The sequence below is a fragment of the Streptomyces chattanoogensis genome (genome assembly GCF_001294335.1).
Lineage (GTDB): Bacteria > Actinomycetota > Actinomycetes > Streptomycetales > Streptomycetaceae > Streptomyces > Streptomyces chattanoogensis.
Genome location: NZ_LGKG01000001.1, coordinates 56,179 through 77,012 on the forward strand (window position 1 = coordinate 56,179; position 20,834 = coordinate 77,012).

The 20,834-nt window shown below is 71.4% G+C and carries 18 protein-coding genes; 17 read left to right on the plus strand and 1 reads right to left on the minus strand.

Annotated elements, in window-relative coordinates:
• The first annotated feature begins 28 nt into the window (after positions 1 to 28).
• The 11 genes from ADL29_RS00240 (at position 29) to ADL29_RS00290 (ending at position 12,107) form a co-directional block, all read left to right on the plus strand.
• Entirely contained in the window at positions 29 to 979 is a 951-nt protein-coding gene (locus ADL29_RS00240; protein WP_053921789.1) for an aromatase/cyclase, read from the plus strand.
• Positions 976 to 2,514: an FAD-dependent monooxygenase gene (locus ADL29_RS46430; protein WP_053921790.1), complete on the plus strand. Its 1,539-nt coding sequence runs from the start codon at positions 976 to 978 to the stop codon at positions 2,512 to 2,514. Before ADL29_RS00240 ends, ADL29_RS46430 begins: the two co-directional genes overlap by 4 nt.
• A 75-nt stretch (positions 2,515 to 2,589) precedes the next feature.
• On the plus strand, positions 2,590 to 3,351 hold the full coding sequence (locus ADL29_RS46435) for an SDR family oxidoreductase (RefSeq protein ID WP_046929085.1): 762 nt from the start codon (positions 2,590 to 2,592) through the stop codon (positions 3,349 to 3,351).
• A 110-nt stretch (positions 3,352 to 3,461) separates the two neighbouring features.
• A complete protein-coding gene (locus tag ADL29_RS00255; RefSeq protein ID WP_078970685.1) occupies positions 3,462 to 4,757 on the plus strand; it encodes an MFS transporter in 1,296 nt (431 codons plus the stop codon).
• 33 nt (positions 4,758 to 4,790) lie between these two features.
• Positions 4,791 to 5,963: an acyltransferase family protein gene (locus tag ADL29_RS00260; protein ID WP_245689080.1), complete on the plus strand. Its 1,173-nt coding sequence runs from the start codon at positions 4,791 to 4,793 to the stop codon at positions 5,961 to 5,963.
• 63 nt (positions 5,964 to 6,026) lie between these two features.
• Positions 6,027 to 6,614, plus strand: coding sequence for an NADPH-dependent FMN reductase (locus tag ADL29_RS00265; RefSeq protein ID WP_053921792.1), 588 nt, complete (start codon positions 6,027 to 6,029; stop codon positions 6,612 to 6,614).
• A 52-nt stretch (positions 6,615 to 6,666) separates the two neighbouring features.
• On the plus strand, positions 6,667 to 7,719 hold the full coding sequence (locus tag ADL29_RS00270) for an aldo/keto reductase (RefSeq protein ID WP_053921793.1): 1,053 nt from the start codon (positions 6,667 to 6,669) through the stop codon (positions 7,717 to 7,719).
• A 160-nt stretch (positions 7,720 to 7,879) separates the two neighbouring features.
• Positions 7,880 to 8,854 (plus strand): dTDP-glucose 4,6-dehydratase, encoded by a 975-nt coding sequence (gene rfbB / locus ADL29_RS00275; protein ID WP_053921794.1) that lies wholly within the window; start codon positions 7,880 to 7,882, stop codon positions 8,852 to 8,854.
• A 45-nt stretch (positions 8,855 to 8,899) separates the two neighbouring features.
• Positions 8,900 to 10,306, plus strand: a complete 1,407-nt coding sequence (locus ADL29_RS00280) for an NDP-hexose 2,3-dehydratase family protein (protein ID WP_053921795.1) — start codon at positions 8,900 to 8,902, stop codon at positions 10,304 to 10,306.
• On the plus strand, positions 10,276 to 11,307 hold the full coding sequence (locus tag ADL29_RS00285; RefSeq protein WP_078970625.1) for a Gfo/Idh/MocA family protein: 1,032 nt from the start codon (positions 10,276 to 10,278) through the stop codon (positions 11,305 to 11,307). The genes ADL29_RS00280 and ADL29_RS00285 overlap by 31 nt, the downstream gene beginning before the upstream one ends.
• On the plus strand, positions 11,304 to 12,107 hold the full coding sequence (locus tag ADL29_RS00290; protein WP_053921797.1) for an SAM-dependent methyltransferase: 804 nt from the start codon (positions 11,304 to 11,306) through the stop codon (positions 12,105 to 12,107). The genes ADL29_RS00285 and ADL29_RS00290 overlap by 4 nt, the downstream gene beginning before the upstream one ends.
• Positions 12,108 to 12,154: 47 nt before the next feature.
• On the opposite strand, the gene ADL29_RS00295 is transcribed toward ADL29_RS00290, so the two are convergent.
• The gene (locus ADL29_RS00295) at positions 12,155 to 12,736 is read right to left on the minus strand and encodes a TetR/AcrR family transcriptional regulator (RefSeq protein WP_053921798.1); all 582 of its coding nucleotides are present in this window, start codon (positions 12,734 to 12,736) and stop codon (positions 12,155 to 12,157) included.
• 230 nt (positions 12,737 to 12,966) lie between these two features.
• On the opposite strand from ADL29_RS00295, the gene ADL29_RS00300 reads away from it, so the two are divergent.
• From ADL29_RS00300 to ADL29_RS00325, 6 genes are all read left to right on the plus strand, one after another.
• Positions 12,967 to 14,148, plus strand: coding sequence for a cytochrome P450 (locus ADL29_RS00300; RefSeq protein WP_053921799.1), 1,182 nt, complete (start codon positions 12,967 to 12,969; stop codon positions 14,146 to 14,148).
• A gap of 140 nt (positions 14,149 to 14,288) precedes the next feature.
• Entirely contained in the window at positions 14,289 to 15,437 is a 1,149-nt protein-coding gene (locus tag ADL29_RS00305) for a nucleotide disphospho-sugar-binding domain-containing protein (protein WP_053921800.1), read from the plus strand.
• 236 nt (positions 15,438 to 15,673) lie between these two features.
• On the plus strand, positions 15,674 to 16,585 hold the full coding sequence (gene rfbA, locus ADL29_RS00310; RefSeq protein WP_053921801.1) for a glucose-1-phosphate thymidylyltransferase RfbA: 912 nt from the start codon (positions 15,674 to 15,676) through the stop codon (positions 16,583 to 16,585).
• Positions 16,586 to 16,656: 71 nt separating this feature from the next.
• Positions 16,657 to 17,652: an NAD-dependent epimerase/dehydratase family protein gene (locus ADL29_RS00315; protein WP_053921802.1), complete on the plus strand. Its 996-nt coding sequence runs from the start codon at positions 16,657 to 16,659 to the stop codon at positions 17,650 to 17,652.
• Positions 17,653 to 18,550: 898 nt separating this feature from the next.
• Complete coding sequence (locus ADL29_RS00320; protein WP_245689081.1) at positions 18,551 to 19,624, plus strand: glycosyltransferase; 1,074 nt, start codon at positions 18,551 to 18,553, stop codon at positions 19,622 to 19,624.
• Between the two features lie 13 nt (positions 19,625 to 19,637).
• The gene (locus ADL29_RS00325) at positions 19,638 to 20,816 is read left to right on the plus strand and encodes a nucleotide disphospho-sugar-binding domain-containing protein (protein WP_053921803.1); all 1,179 of its coding nucleotides are present in this window, start codon (positions 19,638 to 19,640) and stop codon (positions 20,814 to 20,816) included.
• Positions 20,817 to 20,834 lie beyond the last annotated feature (18 nt).

Here is a 20,834-nt window from a genome sequence, read left to right on the forward strand (position 1 = left end):
CACGGAGCAGCCAAGAAGGAGACAGCACATGCCGCAGACCGCTCTGCGCGAAGTGGAGCACGACATCACGATCTCGGCCCCGGCCGCCGACGTCTACCGGCTGCTCGCCGAGGTCGGGAACTGGCCGCAGATCTTCCCGCCCACCCTCCACGTCGAACAGCTGGAAAGCACCGGGAACCAGGAGCGCATCCGGATCTGGGCCACCGCCGGCGACGAGGCCAAGAGCTGGACCTCGCGCCGCACGCTCGACCCCGTGGCCCGGCGCATCGACTTCCGCCAGGAGGTGTCCGCCCCTCCGGTGGCATCCATGGGCGGGGCGTGGATCATCGAGGAGCTCGCTCCCGAGAAGTCCCGGGTGCGGCTCCTGCACGACTACCGGGCCGTGGACGACGACCCCGAGGGCCTGGCGTGGATCGACCGCGCGGTCGACCGCAACTCGCGCTCGGAACTGGCGGCGCTGCGCGTCAACATCGAGCAGGTGCACGCCCGCCGGGAGCTGACCTTCTCGTTCGAGGACAGCGTGCGCATCGACGGTTCCGCCGAGGACGTCTACGCGTTCATCGACGAGGCCCAGCTCTGGTCCGAGCGGCTGCCGCACGTGGCGTCCGTACGCCTGGAGGAGGACACCCCCGGGCTGCAGACCCTGGAGATGGACACCCGCGCCAAGGACGGCTCCACGCACACGACCAGGTCGTACCGGGTCTGCCTCCCGCACCACAAGATCGCCTACAAGCAGACCACGCTGCCCGCGCTGATGACGCTGCACACCGGCCGCTGGACGTTCCACGAGGAGGCCGGCACCGTCATCGCCACCTCGCAGCACACGGTGACCGTCAACACCGACAACATCTCCGCCGTCCTCGGACCGGACGCCGGAGTCGCTCAGGCCCGGGAGTACCTGCGCGGGGCGCTGGGCGCCAACAGCCGGGCCACCCTCGGCCACGCCAAGGACCACGCCGAACGGCGCCGCCGGCCATGACGGCACCGGGCATCGACACCCAGGTCCTCGTGGTGGGCGCGGGCCCCGTCGGGCTGATGCTCGCCGGCGAGCTGCGGCTCGGCGGGGCCGGTGTCACCGTGCTGGAACAGCTGGCCGCGCCGACCACGGAATCCCGGGCGTCCACCCTCCACGCCCGCACCATGGAGATACTCGAACAGCGGGGCCTGGCCGAGGAGTTGGGCGATCCGCCGAACGGCGGTCCCGGTCACTTCGGAGGCATCGCGCTGGACCTCACGCTGCCCGGCCCCTACCCGGGGCAGTGGAAGGTGCCCCAGGCCCGGACCGAGGAGCTCCTCGCCGGATGGGCCACCGGGCTGGGCGCCGAGCTACGCCGTGGACACCGGGTGGTGGGCATCACCGACCGCGGGGACCACGTCGAGGTGGAGGTGGAGGTGGCGGCGGCGACGCCGCCATCGGCGGGCGGCGGTGGCCCGACGTCGCGCCGCCTCCGCGCGCAGTACGTCGTCGGGTGCGACGGCGAGGAGAGCATCGTCCGGCGGCTGGCCGGCTTCCCGTTCCCCGGGGAGGACGCGACCAAGGAGCTGCTGCGGGCCGACATCGCCGGAATCGACGTTCCCAACCGCCGTTTCGAACGGCACCCCCGCGGCCTGGCCATCGCCTCCCGCGGCCCCACGGGCATCACCCGGGTCATGGCCCACGGCTACGGCACCCCCGCCCGGCCCCGCACCGAGGCTCCCTCCTTCGAGGAGGTGACCCGCCTGTGGGCGGACATCACCGGCGAGGACATCTCCGGCGGCACACCGGTGTGGCTGAACGCCTTCGGCAACGCGCGCCGGCAGGTCTCCCGGTACCGCATGGGCCGCGTCCTGCTGGCCGGGGACGCCGCCCACCGGCAGATGCCCGTGGGCGGCCAGGCGCTCAACTTGGGCCTCCAGGACGCCGTCAACCTCGGCTGGAAGCTCGCCGCGCACCTGCGCGGCACCGGACTGCTCGACAGCTACCACGCCGAGCGCCACCCGGTGGGGCGGCGGGTACTGGGCAACATCGCCGCCCAGGCGCTGCTGCTCCTGGGCGGCCAGGACGTCGAGGAGCTGCGGTCGGTCTTCCGCGGGCTGATCGGGCTGCCGGAAGCGCGCGCCCACCTGGCGGGCATGATCAGCGGACTGGACGTCCGCTACGACATGGCGGGTGGCGGCGAAGGCGAACACCCGCTGCTGGGCGCCCGGTTGCCCGCGTACCGGCTGCACACGGCGGCCGGACCGGCCGGCACCCTCGGGTTGCTGCGGTCCGGCCGGGGCGTCCTGCTGGATCTCGGCAAAGACCCCGCGCTCGCCGCGGCCGCGCGGCGGTGGGCGGACGGCCGCGTAACCCACGTCCGGGCCGAGGCCGAACCCGGCTGCCGGGGCCCGGAGTTCGGTGCGGCACTGGTCCGCCCGGACGGCCACCTCGCCTGGATCGACGGCACACCGGCCGACCTGGACGCGGCCCTGCGCCGCTGGTTCGGCGCGCCCAACCCGGGCACCGGCACGCCGGCACCACGACACCGGGCCTGAACCGGTCCGCCCCTCGGGCGGCCGGCGGGGACTTCCCCCAGGCCCCACCACACCACACCCCTACAGGAGGACACCGTGACCAAGCTTGCGGGCAAGACGGCACTCGTGACCGGTTCGAGCCGGGGCATCGGGCGGGCGACCGCCGAGCGTCTGGCGCGTGAGGGCGCGCTCGTCGCCGTGCACTACGCCTCCCGGGCCGAGGCCGCCCAGGAGACCGTCGCCGCCATCGAGGCGGCCGGTGGCAAGGCGTTCGCCGTCCAGGCCGAACTGGGCGTCGCGGGCGATGTCGACACGCTGTTCGGGGCCCTGGAGAGCGGCCTGAAGGAACGTACCGGCGGCACCGCCCTGGACATCCTGGTCAACAACGCCGCGATCATGGGCGGTGTCGCCCCCGAAGAGGTCACCCCCGAACTCTTCGACCGGCTGGTCGCCGTCAACGCCAAGGCGCCGTTCTTCATCCTGCAGCGTGCCCTCACCCTCATGCCCGACGGCGGCCGCGTCATCAACATCTCCTCCGGGCTCACCCGCTTCGCCAACCCGCAGGAAGTGGCGTACTCGATGACCAAGGGGGCCGTCGAACAGCTCGCGCTGCACTTCGCCAAGCACCTCGGCCCGCGCGGCATCACCGTCAACAGCGTCGCCCCGGGCATCACCAACAACGGCAGCCCGGTGTTCGACATCCCGGAGGCCGTGGAGCAGATGGCCCAGATGTCCACCTTCGGCCGGGTGGCCGAGCCCAGGGACGTCGGCGACGTGGTGGCCTTCCTCGCCTCGGACGACGCCCGCTGGATCACCGGTGCCTTCATCGACGCCAGCGGTGGCACGTTGCTGGGCTGACGTCCGCCCGCGGCGCCCGACCCGTGCGCCGCGCCCCCGACCGGCCGGTCGCGGTGATCCCCGCATCGCGGCCGGCCCTGTCCCGACCGAACCCCTGGCGGTGCATCTCCATGGCGCAGGCCTCGGCCTCCTCCTCACCCTCGGCTCCGGCGACCCACGCGGGGCAGGGCCCCGTCCGCTGGCGGCCGGGCCAGTGGCTGCTGCTGAGCGTCCTCGCGGGCAACATGCTCATCGACGCGCTCGAAGTCTCGGTCGTCCTCGTCACCCTGCCGACGATCGGCCACGCCTTCCACCTCTCGACGTGGGCCACACAGTGGGTGATGGGCGGTTTCGCGCTCGGCTTCGGCGCGGCGCTGATCCCCGGCGCCCGGCTGACCACCGCGCTGGGACGGCGACCGGTCTACCTCACCGCGCTGCTCGCGTTCACCGCCGCCTCCCTGGCGGGCGGCCTGGCCACCGACCCGGTGGTGCTGACAGTCACCCGGGTCGTCAAGGGCGTGTGCGCCGCGCTCACCGCCCCCACCGGGCTGGCCATCATCACCACCACCTTCCGCGAAGGCCCCGAGCGCAGCCGGGCGATCTCGGTCTACTCGTTCTTCGGAGCCATCGGCTTCACGGCCGGACTCCTGCTCTCCGGCCTGCTGACACCGGCCGGCTGGCGCTGGGTCTTCCTCTTCCCGGCCCCCGTGGCGCTGCTGCTGCTCCTGCTCGGCGTGCGGTACATCCCCCGCGACGGCAGGCGCGTCCCGTCGCCCGCCGTGCCGCTGCGCCGGCTGCTGCGCAACGGGCGGCTGATGCGGTCGGCGCTCGGCGCGGCGGTGCTCAACGGCACGTTCCTGGGGCTGCTGTTCATCGTCACGTTCCGGCTTCAGACGGTCCGGGGCTGGACACCGTGGGGGACCGCGCTGGCCTTCCTGCCGGCCTGCGTTCCGCTCGCGGTCTCCGCGCTGCGCTCGGGGCCGCTGGTGCGGCGCTTCGGCACACCCCGGCTGATCGCGCTGGGCGCCGCCGCCGCGTGCGCCGGCGACGTGCTGGCGCTGCGCACGGCCGCCCTGGACGCGCCGTACCCGACCGGTCTGCTGCCCGTCACGGCGCTGGTCGGGGCGGGCTTTGTCTTCGCGTTCGTGGCCCTGAACACGCAGGCGGGCGGGAGCGTTCCGGCGGAGCAGCGGGGTACCGCCATCGCCCTGTACCAGACCGCCGTGCAGTTCGGCGCGGTGCTGATGCTGGGTTCGGTGTCGGCGCTGCTGGCCGCCGGCCACCCCGGGCGGGCGGTCGGGGCCGACGCGCTCGCCGCCGCGTACCGCCCGCCCCTGCTGCTGGTCGCCGCGGTCGCCGCCGCGGGCCTGCTGATCGCACTGGGCGGCCTCGTCGCGGCCGGCTCCCGCCGCCGCCCACCACGCTGACCCGCACCGTCCCCGACCATGGAAGGCGCCCCTGTGACCGCGCAACCGATCACCACGTCCAGGCTCCCCTCACTCACCGGACTGCGGTTCATCGCCGCTGCCCTGGTGTTCGCCGTCCACGGGGCGAGCACCGGGGTCTTCAAGGACCAGGCCGTGGCGGCGGACTACTTCACGTTCTTCGGGAACGCGGGGGCCGTCGGCGTGTCGTTCTTCTTCCTCCTCAGCGGGTTCGTGCTCACCTGGTCGGCGCGGACCGGGGACAGCGCCCGGCGGTTCTGGCGGCGCCGCTTCTTCAAGATCGTCCCCAACCACGTGGTGACCTTCGCCGCCGCCCTCGTGCTGATGTCCCTGGTCAGCGCGCAGATCGCGTTCCCGCAGACGCTCGCCAACCTGTTCCTGCTGCACGCCTGGCTGCCGGACGTCTCCTATGTGGAGACCGCCAACACGGTCAGCTGGTCTCTGTCCGTGGAGATGCTCTTCTACCTGGCGTTCCCGCTGCTGATCCGGCTGGTGAACAAGGTCCGGCCGAACCGGCTGTGGTACGGGGCGGCGGGCGCCGCGGCGCTGGTCCTGGTCCTGCCGGTCATCGCCCAGCACCTGCTGCCCGGCACCCCGCACTACTCCTTCCTGCCGGTGTCGTGGACGCAGGTCTGGTTCGTCTACGTCTTCCCGCTCAGCCGCCTGCTGGAGTTCCTGCTCGGGATGTTCATGGCCCGCATCCTGCTGACCGGCCGGTGGCCCGGGCTCGGCCTGCTGCCGGCCGGGCTGCTGGCCGTGGCCGCCTACCTGCTGCCGGTCTTCGTGACGTTCAACCAGCTCTACAACTACGCTGCCGTCACGGTCGTCCCGCTCGCGCTGCTCATCCCGGCTGCCGCCGCGGCGGACGTCAGGGGGCGCCGGACCTGGCTGAGCACCCGGACGTTCGTCTGGCTCGGTGAGATCTCCTTCGCCTTCTACCTCGTCCACTCCCTGGTGCTGACGTACGGGCACCGGATCTTCGGCTCGCAGCCCAACATCTTCGGGCAGCCCACCGGCCCGGCCTGGGGCGCCCCGGCCGGCCTCGCCTTCCTCGCCGGCTGCTTCGCGGTGTCGGTGCTCCTGGCGTGGGGGCTGTACGCGCTCCTCGAGCGGCCCGCGATGCGCCGCTGGTCGCGGCCGGCCCGGGCCGCCTCGGGCGCCCGCGCCGGCGTGGCAGCGGACGCCTGACCCGCCCCTTCCCACCCTCGGTTCTCTTCCCGGTTCGTCTCACTACAGAAGGAATTCAACGCCATGTCCGAACAGCCCATCCGCCTCGCCGTCATCACCGGCAGTGTCCGCGACGGCCGGTTCGGCCCCACCGTGACCGACTGGATCACCGCCCAGACGGCGCACCGCACCGACCTCGACGTGGACGTCATCGACCTCGCGGACGTCCCGCTGGGAACGGCGGGCCCCACCCGTGAGCCCTCGCCCGAGATGACCGCGGTCCTGGACACGATCCGTCCGCGCATCGCCGCGGCGGACGCCTTCGTCGTGGTGACGCCGGAGTACAACCACAGCTTCCCGGCCGTCCTGAAGAACGCCATCGACTGGCACCTGGTGGAGTGGCGGGCCAAGCCGGTCGGGTTCGTCTGCTACGGCGGCTTCTCCGGCGGGCTGCGCGCCGTCGAGCAGCTCCGGCTGGTCTTCGCGGAGCTGCACGCCGTCGGTATCCGGGACACCGTCAGCTTCCACGGCGGTGCCGCTGCCTTCGACGAGAACGGCACGCCCAGGGACGCCGAGGGCGCCGCCGCGGCCGCCAAGACCCTGCTGGACCAGCTCACCTGGTGGGCGCTGGCCCTGCGCGAGGCCCGCGACAAGCGCCCGTACGGGGCCTGAGCACAGCCGACGGAACGGGAGCCGGAGCGCCGAGGGAGAGGGCCACGCGACGATGAAGTACACGATGTTGGGAAAGACCGGGCTACGGGTGTCGGAACTGTGCCTGGGCGCCGGGACGTTCGGCGAGGACGAGTGGGGGGCCGCCACCCCGGTGGCGTCCCGGCTGGTCGACCAGTACGCCGAGGCCGGCGGCAACTTCGTCGACACCGCCAACGTCTACGGCGGCGGGCTGTCGGAGCGCTGCGTCGGCGAGGTGCTGTCAGGGCGGCGCGACCGCTTCGTCCTGGCGACGAAGTACAACGCGATGACCCGGCCGGGGGACGTCAACTCCGCGGGAAACCACCGGAAGAACCTGGTCAGCTCGCTGGAGACCAGCCTGCGCCGGCTGCGCACCGACCGGATCGACCTGCTCTGGCTGCACGCCCGCGACCCCTTCACCCCGGTCGAGGAGGTCATGCGGGCGCTCGACGACCAGATCCGGGCCGGCAAGATCCTCTACGTCGGCGCCTCCAACTGGCCGGCCTGGGAGGTCTCGCGGGCCAACATGCTCGCCGAGCTGCGCGGCTGGTCGGCCTTCGCCGGGATCCAGGTGCGCTACAACCTCCTGGAGCGCACCCCGGAACGCGAGCTGCTTCCCATGGCCGGGGCGTGCGACGTCAGCGTGTTCGCCTGGGGCCCGCTGGCGGAGGGCCGGCTGACCGGCAAGTACCTCCGCAGCGAGAGCGGGCGCCTGAGCGTGGAGAACTGGGCCGGCGACAGTGAACGGGACACCGCGGTCGTCCGCGAGGTCGTCAGGATCGCCGAGGAGGGCGGCTGGACCCCGGCGCAGGTCGCCCTGGCCTGGCTGCGCGGCCGCCCCGCACAGCCGCTGCCCATCCTCGGCGCCACCCGGGAGTCCCAGCTCGCGGACACCCTGGCCTGCCTCGACGTCCGCCTCGACGAGGCGCAGACCAGGCGGCTGGACGAGCTGAGCCAGGTGCCGATGGGCTTCCCGAACGAACTGATGCGGGTGCCCAAGTTCACCCGCAACGCCTTCTCGGACCGCTGGCAGGACCTGGAGCACCGCCGCCCCGCCGCCCGTACCGTCGCCGACTTCCTCGGATGACCGGGCGCGCCACGGGTGCCGGCCCCCGCCCGGCACGTGCTGCCGGGCGCGGGGCGCGCTGCGCCGTGCGGGCTCCCAGGCCCCCGCACCGGCGCCTACCGTCGGCCGGCCGCACGCCCCTCGCGCGGCCGGCGAGCAACTCCCTTTCCGAGGTGGCCGCATGAGAATCCTGATCACCGGCGGGGCCGGCTTCAAAGGCTCGCACTTCGTCCGCTCCCTCCTCGACGACCGGTACGCCGGCTGGGAGGGGGCCAGGGTCACGGTCCTGGACAAGCTCACCTACGCGGGCAACCGGGCCGGCCTCCCCGCCTCGCACCCGCGCCTGACGTTCGTCCAGGGCGACGTGTGCGACAGCGCCCTGCTGCGCGAGGTGCTGCCCGGGCACGACGCGGTGGTGCACTTCGCCGCCGAGTCGCACGTCGACCGTTCCATCACCGGGGCCGCCGAGTTCTTCCGCACCAATGTGCTGGGCACCCAGGCCCTGCTGGACGCGGTGCTGGCGACCGGCGTCGAGCGGGTGGTGCACGTCTCCACGGACGAGGTCTACGGCTCCATCGAGGAGGGCGCCTGGACCGAGGAACGGCCGCTGCTGCCCAACACCCCGTACGCCGCTTCCAAGGCGGGCTCCGACCTGGTCGCCCGCTCGTACTGGCGCACCCACGGCGTGGACGTCTCCGTCACCCGGTGTTCCCACAACTACGGGCCGTACCAGCACCCGGAGAAGCTCATCCCGCTATTCATCACCAACCTGCTCGAGGGCAGGCCGGTCCCGCTGTACGGGGACGGCCGCAACGTCCGCGAGTGGATGCACGTCGACGACCACTGCCGGGCCCTCCACCTCGTCCTCAACAACGGCCGGGCCGGCGAGGTCTACAACGTCGGCGGCGGCAACGAGCGCACCAACCTCGCCCTCACCGAGCGGCTCCTCGAGCTGTGCGGCGCCGACGCGTCGATGGTGCGCCGGGTCGCCGACCGCAAGGGGCACGACCTGCGCTACGCCCTCGACGAGACCAAGATCCGCGAGGAGCTGGGGTACACACCCCGGATCCCCTTCGACCAGGGCCTGGCCGACACGGTCGCCTGGTACCGGGACAACCCGGGCTGGTGGCGAGAGCTGCCGGCCACGAACGCGTAAGCCCGTCCGACCGTCAATCGCCCGTGCCACACGGAAAGTTGGCTCATGCTGCCACACACCAGTGCCACCCCCAATGACTCCAGGACCCTGACGCCCCGTGCGGACGGCGACGCCGCAGGGCGCATGGCCCGCTCGGCCGCGGCGACCGAGGGCGCCATGCTGCGCACCGGCGAGGTCCGAGCCTGGCTCGACGAGCGGGCCCGGGCCAACGTCTTCCAGGTCGACCGGGTGCCCTTCGACGCGTTGGACGGCTGGTCCTTCCAGGGCGGTACCGGCAACCTGGTCCACCGCAGCGGGAAGTTCTTCACCGTCGAGGGCCTGTCCGTCACCGCCGTGGACGGCGACCGGCGCCGGCAGTGGCAGCAGCCCATCATCAAGCAGCCCGAAGTGGGCATCCTCGGGCTGCTGGTCAAGGAGTTCGACGGCGTACCGCACTTTCTGATGCAGGCCAAGATGGAGCCGGGGAACCCCAACCTGCTCCAGCTGTCCCCGACCGTGCAGGCCACGCGGAGCAACTACACCGGAGTCCACCGCGGCGCCGCCGTGAAGTACATCGAGTACTTCACCCGGGCGGGCCGCGGCCGGGTCCTCGCCGACGTCCTGCAGTCCGAGCACGGCTCGTGGTTCCACCGCAAGAGCAACCGCAACATGATCGTCGAAGCGGTCGGAGAGGTGCCGCTGCTGGACGACTTCTGCTGGCTGACCCTGGGGCAGATCAACCAACTGCTGCACCAGGACAACGTGGTGAACATGGACTCGCGGACCGTGCTGTCCTGTGTCCCGCTCGCCGGCGGCACCGAGGCCCGTCTGTCCGACACCGCACTGCTGTCCTGGTTCTGCGGCGAGCGCTCGCGGCACACCGTCACCGCCGAGCGGGTGCCGCTGAACGGCATCACGCGCTGGAAGCGCGGCCCGGATGCCATCGAGCACGACGAGGGCCGCTACTTCCGTGTGGTCGCGGTGGCCGTCCGGGCCGGCAACCGTGAGGTGACCGGCTGGACCCAACCACTGTTCGAGCCGGTCGGCCGGGGCGTGGCGGCCTTCCTGTGGCGCACCATCGGCGGGGTGCCGCACGTCCTGGCGCACGCCCGGGTCGAGGGCGGCTTCCTCGACACCGTCGAACTGGGGCCGACCGTTCAGTACACCCCGGAGAACTACCGGCACCTGCCGGCCGAGGACCGCCCGCCGTACCTCGACGCGGTGCTCGACGCCGACCCGTCGCGGATCCGGTACGAGGCCGTGCACTCCGAGGAGGGCGGCCGCTTCCTGAACGCCGAGAGCCGCTACCTGGTCATCGAGGCGGACGAGTCCCAGGCACCCCTGGACCCGCCGCCCGGCTACCAGTGGGTCACCCCCGGCCAGCTGACCTCCCTGGTACCGCACGGGCACTACCTCAACGTCCAGGCCCGCACCCTGCTCGCATGTCTCCACGCGATGGGGGAGCAGGGCTGATGGATCCGGTGCGGATCGCCGTCATGGGCCTGGCCTCGATCGCCCGGCGGCGCCTGCTGCCCGCCATGGCGGCCTGCCCCGACGTCGAGATCGTCGCGGTGGCGAGCCGCGACGCGGACCGTGCGCGGGAGGCGGCCCGCGCCTACGGGTGCCGGGCGGTGCACGGCTACGACCGGCTGCTCGACCGCGCGGACGTGGAGGCCGTCTACGTTCCACTGCCCTCGTCACTGCACGCGCGGTGGACCGAGGCCGCGCTGCGGGCGGGCAAACACGTCCTCGTCGAGAAGCCGCTCGCCGACGACGCCGGGCGCGCCGCCGCGCTGCTGGCGTCGGCCCGGTCGGCGGGCCTGGTGCTGCGCGAGAACGTGATGTTCGTGCACCACGGGCAGCACGCGGCCGTCCGCGGACTGGCCGAGGACGGCGCGATCGGCCAACTGCGCTCCTTCCAGGCGACGTTCACCATCCCGCCGCTCCCCGACGACGACATCCGCTACGACCCGGACCTGGGCGGGGGAGCACTGGCGGACGTGGGGGTGTACCCCGTGCGGGCCGCCCAGCACTTCCTGGGGCCGGATCTCGCGGTGCGCGGTGCCGTGCTGACCGCGGGGCCCGGCCGTCGCGTGGAGACCTCCGGTGCGGCGCTGCTGACCGCGGACGGGGGCGTGACCGCCCAGCTGAGCTTCGGCATGGAGCACGCCTACCGGTCCACGTACGAACTGTGCGGCAGCGAGGGCCGGATCCGCATCGACCGTGCCTTCACTCCGCCCGCGGACCACGAACCGGTGGTGTGCCTGACGCGCGCCTCGGGGACGGAGCGGATCCGGCTGCCCGCCGAGGACCAGGTGGCGAGCGCCGTCGCGGCGTTCGCCGCCGCCGTGCGCGCCGGGGCGCCGGCCGACGACGCGCCGCTGTGGCAGGCGCGGCTGCTGGACGGCATCCGGCGGCGCGCCGCCGAGGACGACACAGACCGAGCAGAAACCGCATCGAGGAGTGTGCGATGAGCGCGACCGTGAACTGGATTCCCGAGGGCTTGGACCGTGAGGTTCCCAGCGCAGCCCGTGCCTACGACTACATAGCGGGCGGCACCCACCACTTCGAGGCCGACCGGAAGCTGGGGGACCAGGTGCTCTCGGTACTGCCGGCCAGGGACATGTCCCGCCACAACCGGCAGTTCCTCCAGCGTGTGGTGCGCTTCATGGTCGGCCGGGGCATCCGGCAGTTCCTCGACCTGGGCTCTGGGCTGCCGGTGATGGGCAATGTCCACGAGACCGCCCAGCAGGCCGCCCCCGAGTGCCGGGTGGTCTACGTCGACAACGAGCGGGCCACCATCGGGCACAGCGAGCTGATCCTTCGCGGCGACGAGCGCACCGCCATGGTGGGCGAGGACCTGCGTGACCCGGACGCCGTCCTGAATGCCGAGGCCACCCGCCGCCTGATCGACTTCTCGCAGCCGGTCGGCTTCCTGATGCTGGGCGTGACCCAGTTCCTGCACGACGAGGACGACCCGTGGGCCATCACCGCGGCCTACCGCCGGGCGCTGCCCTCCGGCAGCTGTCTCGCGCTGTCCTGCTTCACCTGGGACAACGACCCCGAGACGATGCGGAACACGGTCGAGATGTTCCAGCGGAGCGGCCGCACGCCGATCGTGCCGCGCACCGGCGAGGAGGTCCGCAGGCTGCTCGGCGACTTCGAACTGCTCGACCCCGGGCTGGTGTTCACGCCCCAGTGGCGCCCGGACGGCGCCTCCGGCGCCGCTGAGGAGCGCTCCAACCTGTACGCGGCCGTCGCGCGTAAGCCCTGAGCGGGGCGGCGGCGCCCACCGGGCCGGCGCGCCGCCTTTCCGGCGCGTCAGGCCTCTTCGGGGTGCGCCGCCGCCACCATCTCCATGGTGATCTCCAGCAGCGCCGACCGCTTCTCCTGGGCGTCCCCGGGGATGTTCGGCAGGGCGAAGGTCCCGAAGTGCAGGGTCAGCAGGGCACTCATGCAGCGCAGCTGGTCGGTGAGCGAGGTGTCCGAGTCGGTGAGCATCTCGCCGATGCTGGTCATCTGCTGCCCGAACTCCTTGCCGACCTTGAGGTCGCGCAGGGTCGCCTCGTTCTCCCGCAGGAAGCGGACGAGTGGGACGGAGGCTTCGAGTGCGGCGCTGTAGCGGCGCAGGATCTCCTGCTTGGTCTCGAGGTTCCGTGGCTGCTGGCGCCCCCAGGAGATGATGTCGTCGACGGGGCGGCTCAGGTCCTGGAAGATGCTGAGGAGAATGTCCTCCTTCGACTTGAAGTGGTAATAGATCGCGGGTTTGCTGACCTCCAGGATTTCCGCGATCTCACGCAGCGAGGTCTTCTCGTAGCCGTTTCGGACAAAGAGCTCAAGGGCCACGTCCTGGATGCGCCTGCGGGTGTCCCCCCGCTCCTTCTTCGTACCTTTTCCGGCCACGCTCTCTCCCTCGGTCCGTCCTCACCCGGCTGGGGCCGGAACACCCACTTACCGGTCGGCAGGCAAGTACCCGCCGCCCAGTGTACGTGTGCGCGTCGCGCATCGCCCGCGCGTCCCTCCGGCCCCGGGTCGCGGACGACCTCGAAGCGCTCGCTCCGTGCCGAGGACGGCCGACACCGGGTCGGCGCACCCGCCACGCACACCTCCGAACCGAAAGGACCGAAGTGCCCATGTCCTCCCAGCAGTGGAACTTCCACCCGGATCAGTTCTGGATGCGCGGTGAACGCCCCCCGGCCCCCGTCGCGTACGACGAGGCCAAGCAGCTGTGGAACGTCTACGGCTACGCGGAGGCGCTCCAGGTGCTCAACGACCCGGAGACCTTCTCCTCCGATCTCAGCGTGCTGGCGCCGGAAGGCCAACGGCAGATCTTCCCCGGCAACCTCACGACGATGGACGCGCCCGAGCACACCAAGATGCGCAAGATCGTCAGCGGGGTGTTCACCCGCGGCGTGGTCGCCGGCCTCGAACCCCGTATCAAGGAGATCACCCACGAACTGCTCGACGCGGTCGAGCCGGGCGACTCGTTCGACCTCGTGGAGGTGCTGGCGCACCCGTTGCCCGTCATCGTCATCGCCGAACTGCTCGGGGTTCCCAGCAGCGACCGCCCGCTGTTCAAGGAGTGGGCCGGCAGGCTGCTGGAGAGCAACCAGGCGTTCTCCACCGGCGAGGACACCCCGGAGCTGCAGCGGCAGCGCGAGGAGACCCTCGCCCAGATCAGGAACTTCTCCGACTACCTGCTCGGCCATGTCGAGCAGCGCCGCGCCGCCCCGCGCGACGACCTGCTGACCAGGCTCGTCCAGGCCGAGGTGGACGGCGAGCGGCTGTCCCCGGCCGAGGTGGGCAACTTCTCGCTGGTCCTGCTGGTGGCGGGGCACATCACCACGACGATGCTGCTGGGCAACACGATCCTGTGCCTGGACGCCCACCCTTCGGCCATGGCGGCCGTACGCCGGGACCGCGCCCGCATCCCCACCGCGATCGAGGAGTCGCTGCGGCTGTTCAGCCCGCTGTCCACGCTGCACCGGGTGACCACTACGGCGGCGCGGATCGGCGACGCCGAGATCCCCCCGCGGTCGGTGGTCATGACGTGGACGGCCGCCGCGGCCCGCGACGAGCGCCAGTTCCGTGACCCGCACACCTTCGACCTCGACCGGGAGAACATCCAGCACCTCTCGTTCGGCAGAGGCGCGCACTTCTGCATGGGTGCGCCGCTGGCCCGCCTTGAAGGCATGCTCGCCCTGAACATCCTCTTCGACCGCTTCCCGGCGCTGCGCCGCGACCCGGCGCGGGACCCGGAGTTCATGCCGGGGGCCAATGTGACGGGCGTGGAGAAGCTGCACCTGCTCACCTGAGCGTCCGGCTCTCCCGAGCGTTCGCGAGCGGGCGCCGCCCCGGGCGGCCCCCGCGCCGTCCCCACCGGCACGGCGCCATGCCCTGACCACCCGAAGTCCGCGCGTCGCCCGTCCGGGCGACGGAGGAGACCGGAACACCCATGAGGCTGCTGTTCGTCGCGGGCCCGGCCCCGTCCGACATCTACGCCGTCGCCCCCCTCGCCACCGCCGCGCGCGCCGCCGGGCACCAGGTGCTGATGTCCACGCCGAAGGAACTGACCCCGGTGGCCACCGGCGTCGGCCTGCCGACCGTCGCCACGACCACCACACCGATCCCCGACATCAGGGCCACCCGCCGCTCCGGCGAGCGTGAGGTGGTCCCCGATGACGTGGACCACCCCGAGTTCATCCAGTACACCGGGCGCTGGTTCGGGCGGCTGGCCGCCGAAACCCTCGTCCGGCTGCGCGAGGTGGCGGCGGCCTGGCGGCCGGACGTGGTGCTCACCGGCCCGCACGCGTACGCGGGGGCGCTCCTCGCCCACGAGCTGTCCGTACCGTGGATCCGGCACACCTGGACCGTGCTGGACACCGTGGGCATCCACGTCGGCAGCGAGGGGGAACTGGCGCCGGAGCTGGCCGAACTGGGCCTCGACCGGATTCCCGGACCGGACCTGCTGATCGACAACTGTCCGCCCGGCATCCGCCCGGCGGACGCTTCCCCCGCGCAGCAGATCCGCTACGTTCCCGTCCATGCCCAGCGCCCGGCCGAGCCGTGGATGTACACCCGCGGCGAGCGCCGACGGGTGTGCGTCACCGGCGGGCGCATGGCCGCCCTCGATGACGACTTCGAGCTGATCCGCGGCACGGTGCGGCAGCTGGCCGAGTGGGACGCCGAGGTCGTCATCCCGGCGCCGCGGAAGGCCGCTGACGCGCTGCGCGCCGAGTTCGGCGACATCCGCGCGGGCTGGATCCCGCTGGACGTACTGATGCCGACCTGCGACCTGATCGTGCACCACGCCGGCGGCGTGCCCGGCCTGACCGGCCTGACGGCCGCGCTCTCGGGCGTCCCACAGCTGCTGATGCCACAGGAGAAGAGGGTGCACACGGCCGCCCGGCTCGTCGCCGAGTACGGCGCCGCGGTCACCCTGCTTCCGGACGAGGTGAGCACCGACAGCGTCGGCAAGGGCATCCGCGAGCTGCTCTCCGCCCCGTCCTACGCCGACCGGGCCCAGGCACTGGCTCAGGAGATCGCCCGGATGCCGTCACCCGCCGAGGTCCTGGGCACCGTCGAGCACCTGGCACGACGCTGAACCGCGCGGACGCCATCCGCCGACCCGCCGTGGCTCGCCCACGTGCGGGGAAGAGTCGGCGGTCGAACTGGTGGCTGCGGAAAGGGAGTTGACGTCACCTCATCCGCATCGGCAGCCGCAGGCACAGGTACAGCCACAGCCACAGCCACAGTCACAGAAACCGACACAGTCACAGTCACAGGCACCGACACAGACACCGACACAGGCACTGCACAGACACCGACGGAGACAGGCATATGAAGGGCATCATCCTCGCTGGTGGCAGCGGCACCCGGCTCAGGCCGCTGACCGGAGTGGTCTCGAAGCAGATCCTCCCGGTCTACAACAAGCCGATGATCTACTACCCCCTGTCCGTCCTCATGCTCGCCGGCATCCGGGACATCCTGGTGATCTCCTCGCCGGCTCACCTGGACATGTTCCGCGACCTGCTCGGCGACGGCTCCCGGCTCGGCATCCGGCTGGAGTACGCCGAGCAGAAGGAACCCAACGGCATCGCCGAGGCGTTCGTCATCGGCGCCGACCACATCGGCGACGACAATGTGGCGCTGATCCTCGGTGACAACGTCTTCCACGGTCACGGCTTCTCCGAGCTGCTGCGCACCGCCGCCGCCCGCCTCGACGGCTGCGCGCTCTTCGGCTACCCGGTCAACGACCCCTGGCGGTACGGCGTCGCCGAACTGGACGCCGACCGAAGGCTGACGGCCCTGACGGAGAAGCCCACCGAACCGGTCTCCAACATCGCGGTCACCGGCCTGTACATGTACAGCAACGACGTGGTCCGGATGGCCCAGGAACTGGTCCCCTCCGACCGCGGCGAGCTGGAGATCACCGATCTGAACAAGGCCTACCTGGCACAAGGCCGGGCCCATCTGGCCGAGCTGGGCCGCGGGTTCGTCTGGCTCGACATGGGCACCCACGACTCCCTGCTGGAGGCCGGCCACTACGTCCAGATCCTCGAACAACGCCAGGGCATACGCATCGGCTGCGTCGAGGAGACCGCCTTCCGGATGGGCTACATCAGCGCGGAGCAGTGCCGCCGGCTCGGTGCCGAGCAGTCCAGCACCGAATACGGGTCCTACCTGGTCAGCCTCGTCGAGGGGGACGGGGTGTACGAGGCGCGGGCCCGCCGGACCGCGCCGGCCGGCTGAGCCCGGGCACCGGCACCGGCACCGGCCCCGGCACCCCTTCTTCTCCTCGCCCACCCACCTCCGGAGGACCCATGCAGGACCCCGCACCGTCCCGGCCCCCGACCGCGGTCGTGCTGGGAGGCACCGGCTGCATCGGACGGCACGTCTGTACCGCCTTCGCCCGGCACGGCTACCGCGTCGTCGTCGTGGCCCGCCGGCCCGCCCCGCACGTGGCGGAGCACATGTTCCGTCCCCTGGACCTGCTCACGGCGTCCGCCGCCGAGCTGGACGCGCTGTTCCGGGACGCGGACGTACGCGCGAGCGTCGTGGTCAACGCCACCGACATGGCGGGTGCCACCGACCTGACCAGCGCCGCGGACGGCGGCGCGGGCCGCGCGGCCGAACTGCTGGCCGCCAACGAGGGGCTGGCCCGCACGCTGGTCGCGGCCCTGGAGGGCAACCCGGGGAGGCCCCGGCTGGTGCACATCGGCACCATCCACGAATACGGGCCCGGCCAGGCAGGGGTCCCGTTGCACGAGGAGATCGAGCCGCGGCCCGCGAACGCCTACGCGGACGCCAAGCTGGCCGCGTCCAGGACCCTCCTCGACGCGGCCTGCGCGGGCCGCGTCGACGGCGTCGCGCTCCGGCTCGTCAACACCTGCGGCCCCTACCCGACCCCGGCGGGTTTCCCGGGCAAGCTCCTCCCCAGGCTGCGCGCCGCGCGGCAGGGCGCCGAACTCTCCGTGCGCGTCGTCGACGCACGGCGCGACTGGATCGATGTGCGCGACGTCGCCGAAGCGTGCGTGCTGGCCGCCGAACGGCCGGTCAGCGGACGGGTGTTCAACATCGGCAGCGGGATCGCGGTGCCGATGCGGGAACTGGTCGCCCACTGCCTCTCCGCCGCCGGCCTGCCGGATTCCGGCGTCACGGAGGAGGACCGCCCGGGGCACGGCGGCGTGCGCGGCCTGGGCGCCGACTGGATCCAGGCCGACATCCGACTGGCCCGCGACCTGCTGGGCTTCGCCCCGCGCTTCGGACTCAGGCAGTCACTACAGGACATGTGGGATGCGGGCGCCACCAGCCGCTGATCCGCCCCTCCCGCGACGGCCGGCCGCGCCGTCTTCCTGGCCCGCGCCTCCGCCGCCTGCAAACCACCGGTCTTGGCCGCCGGCCCGCTACGACGACGGCTCCAGTCTCTCCCGCCTCGCAGAACTGGAGGTCCGCATCCTCGTGTTGAGGGTTCCTGGGCGGCCGGCAGGCTTCCTTGCGACCGCCCCGCCACCGCGAGTTCGACCGCTGCACCCAGGGCTGTGATCGGTGTCACTATTTATGGTTCCTTGGCATTCCTCTTGGATTCCTCTGTGATTGCTGACTTGTTCCTGGTTATCTTTATGAAATTCACGCACTGACGTGGTTGCTTTCTGTGTGCCGGAGCGAAGAAACTCGTCATTACCTTCCGCTGCAGTGTCTCGGTCGGTCATCACAGATTTTCGGTACTGCCATTCCGGCTTCAGGTCGTGGCGGGGGTGGGATTCGTCTTTGCCGTCGCGGTGCTGAACGTGCAGGCAGCGCGCTCCCGTCCGCCGGCCGAGGAGCGGCAACAGCGCCCTGTACGGGACCGCCGTACAGCGGATATCGCATGCGGCGGATGTGGATATCGACGCGGCGTACTGGTCGCCGCCCCCCTGTCTCTCATGACGGAAGTCGCGGTGGGCGGGCTGGTGGTGGCTAGCCGGGATCTCGTCCCACGCACCCCGGGCCGTGCGGCGGGTGAGCGTCGGAAAGGCTGGTCGATTCACTCATGGGAAAGGAGTTCGAGTGCGGGTTCTGTTTGCCGTGTCCAACTGGCCTGGGCACTGGGCCTCTATGGTGCCCCTGGGGTGGGCGTTGCAGGCGGCTGGGCACGAAGTGAACGTCATGTGTACGCCATGCCAGACGCAACCGGTAAGCGGCGCAGGGCTCATGCCGGTTCCGATTCTCGAGGCTATGGACATGACGGTGCGGGGCCGGCTGCACAATTTCCGCATGGCCGAATTCGGCTCATGGCCCTTTTCGGAACTCCCGCTGCACCCGCTCACCGGGAAACCGCTTGACTCGCTCGATGAATTCGATATGAGTGCGTGGTCCCAGGAGAACCATGACTGGGCCATCGGTGTCACGACTCGGAGCAGTGACGCCGCGGTGGATTTCGCGCGCTGGTGGCGTCCCGATCTCGTGGTCCACGACATCATGAGCTTCGAAGGGCCGCTCGTCGGGAAAGTCCTGGACATTCCCGCCGTGTTGCAGCTGTGGGGGCCCGTCGGTCCGGAGGACGACGTGCCGGGAGCACCGCCGGGGGCGAGCTTCGTGCCCATGGACCCCAGTGGGGCGTTCCCCCGGCACGGCGTGGGGCAGATGGGGCCGCACGTCTATGAGCACGTGATCGACCCCTCTCCCACAAGCGCGCGACCACCCCTGAAGGCCGAGCGGCTGTCCATCCGTCATGTGCCGTACAACGGTCCTGGAGCGCGGCTGCCGCACGGCGAGAGCGGCTCTGCCGGACCGCGGGTGTGCGTGGTGTGGGGGACCTCCGTCAGCGGCATTTACGGGCCGGCTTCGTTCGCGGTGCCTCGTGTGGTGAGCGCTCTCGCAGGGCTGGGCGCAGAGGTCCTCGTTCTGCTCGCGGGTGCCGACCGCGAGCGGATGGAGCGCGTGGGAGCGCTTCCACCCGGTGTGCGGCTGATGGAGCGCACGCCGTTGCATTTGCTGCTGCCCAGCTGCGATGTGGTCATCCACCACGGGGGCGCCGGCTGCGCCATGACCGCTCTGACCGCTGGAGTGCCGCAGCTGGCCATCCACACAGGCCTGGATCAGGAAGTGATCGCCGGCCGCATCGCCGGAGCCGGTGCGGCCCGGTCTCTGTCCAATGTTCAGGCGGACGAGGGGGCGATTCGTGCGGCCGTCACGTCACTCCTCACGGATCCCGCCCATGCGATCGCCGCACGGAAACTGCGGGACGAGATGGAGTCCCAGCCCACTCCGGCGGCGCTGGTGTCTTCGCTGTCCGCCCTCGCTCAGTGAGTAGGAGACCTGAATGCGCGTCCTGGTGATGACGACTCCTGACCCGAGCCACCTGGCGACTTTGGTGCCGGTCGCCTGGGCTCTGCGTACCGCGGGCCACGAGGTGCTCGTCCTGGGGAGACCCGACAGCGCGGAACCGGCCCGTACGGCAGGGCTGAACTTCGTGAGCCTGGGCGGGCTGTTCGACACCGAACAGATGGTGCTCAGTGACCTGGCACCAGGGAAACGCCCACTGGAATCCCGGCCGCGCGGTACGAAGGGCGGCTTCGGAGGTGTGTGGATCGAGCATGCGAAATCCATGGTGGAGGACTACCTGGGTTTTGCCCGCTCCTTCCGTCCGGAACTGATCATTTCCGATCCGCTGGAGTACAGCGCACTCATTCTGGGAGCCTTGCTGAGGGTCCCGGTCGTTCACCATCGTTGGGGTGTCGATCCGATCGGCACGCCCCGGCTCCCCACAGCCAGGGAAGAACTGCGCGGGACCTGCCAGTCGCTGGGCCTTGAAACTCTCCCCGAGCCCACGGTGGTCCTTGATTCCTGCCCCGGCGCACTGCAGCTCCCGGAACTGAAGCCCGAGACCCCGGTGCGCTATGTGCCGTTCAACGGCAGCGAGATGCTGCCTTCTTGGCTGCGTGCGGAGTGGGACCGGCGAGACTCGCGCTCCAAGCGGGTCGCCGTCTCTCTCGGCAGAAGAACCCTGGTCTACAACGGGGTGCCCTTCGTGCGGGCGCTGCTGCGCTCGTTCGCGGAGATGCAGGACGTCGAACTGATCGCCACCGTCGGCGCGGAGTACCGGGAGCGCATCGGTCCGGTGCCGGCCAACGTGCGGATGGTCGACCCTGTCCCGCTCCATCTGCTCCTCGGCTCCTGCGATGCCATCATCACCCACGGCGGTGCGGCCACCACCATGACCGCCACCCTCTTCGGGCTGCCGCAGCTCGTACTTCCGCAGATGGCCGATTGTTTCGCGCACGGCGACCGCTTGGCGGCCACCGGCGCGGGAATCAGCTTCGACACCGTGACCGCCCAAGACGATGCGGGGCTTCTCCGCGAGGCGCTGACACAGCTGCTCACAGACCCCCGGTACGCCGAGGCGGCCGGATCCCTGCGTACGGAAATGGCGGGCATGCCGTCCCCCGCGCAGATCGCCTCCGATCTGGAGCAGCTCGCTCTTTCCCGCGCCCACAGCTGAATTGAGCGTCAGTGCGCA

Coding starts and splice junctions, on each gene's coding strand:
- ADL29_RS00300 (WP_053921799.1), top strand. CDS start 12,967: ATGTCCTCCCAGCAGTGGAACTTCCACCCGGATCAGTTCTGGATGCGC.
- ADL29_RS00320 (WP_245689081.1), top strand. CDS start 18,551: ATGGACATGACGGTGCGGGGCCGGCTGCACAATTTCCGCATGGCCGAA.
- rfbB (WP_053921794.1), top strand. CDS start 7,880: ATGAGAATCCTGATCACCGGCGGGGCCGGCTTCAAAGGCTCGCACTTC.
- ADL29_RS00315 (WP_053921802.1), top strand. CDS start 16,657: ATGCAGGACCCCGCACCGTCCCGGCCCCCGACCGCGGTCGTGCTGGGA.
- ADL29_RS00270 (WP_053921793.1), top strand. CDS start 6,667: ATGAAGTACACGATGTTGGGAAAGACCGGGCTACGGGTGTCGGAACTG.
- ADL29_RS00280 (WP_053921795.1), top strand. CDS start 8,900: ATGCTGCCACACACCAGTGCCACCCCCAATGACTCCAGGACCCTGACG.
- ADL29_RS00325 (WP_053921803.1), top strand. CDS start 19,638: ATGCGCGTCCTGGTGATGACGACTCCTGACCCGAGCCACCTGGCGACT.
- ADL29_RS00240 (WP_053921789.1), top strand. CDS start 29: ATGCCGCAGACCGCTCTGCGCGAAGTGGAGCACGACATCACGATCTCG.
- ADL29_RS00255 (WP_078970685.1), top strand. CDS start 3,462: ATGGCGCAGGCCTCGGCCTCCTCCTCACCCTCGGCTCCGGCGACCCAC.
- rfbA (WP_053921801.1), top strand. CDS start 15,674: ATGAAGGGCATCATCCTCGCTGGTGGCAGCGGCACCCGGCTCAGGCCG.
- ADL29_RS00265 (WP_053921792.1), top strand. CDS start 6,027: ATGTCCGAACAGCCCATCCGCCTCGCCGTCATCACCGGCAGTGTCCGC.
- ADL29_RS46430 (WP_053921790.1), top strand. CDS start 976: ATGACGGCACCGGGCATCGACACCCAGGTCCTCGTGGTGGGCGCGGGC.
- ADL29_RS00285 (WP_078970625.1), top strand. CDS start 10,276: ATGTCTCCACGCGATGGGGGAGCAGGGCTGATGGATCCGGTGCGGATC.
- ADL29_RS00305 (WP_053921800.1), top strand. CDS start 14,289: ATGAGGCTGCTGTTCGTCGCGGGCCCGGCCCCGTCCGACATCTACGCC.
- ADL29_RS00290 (WP_053921797.1), top strand. CDS start 11,304: ATGAGCGCGACCGTGAACTGGATTCCCGAGGGCTTGGACCGTGAGGTT.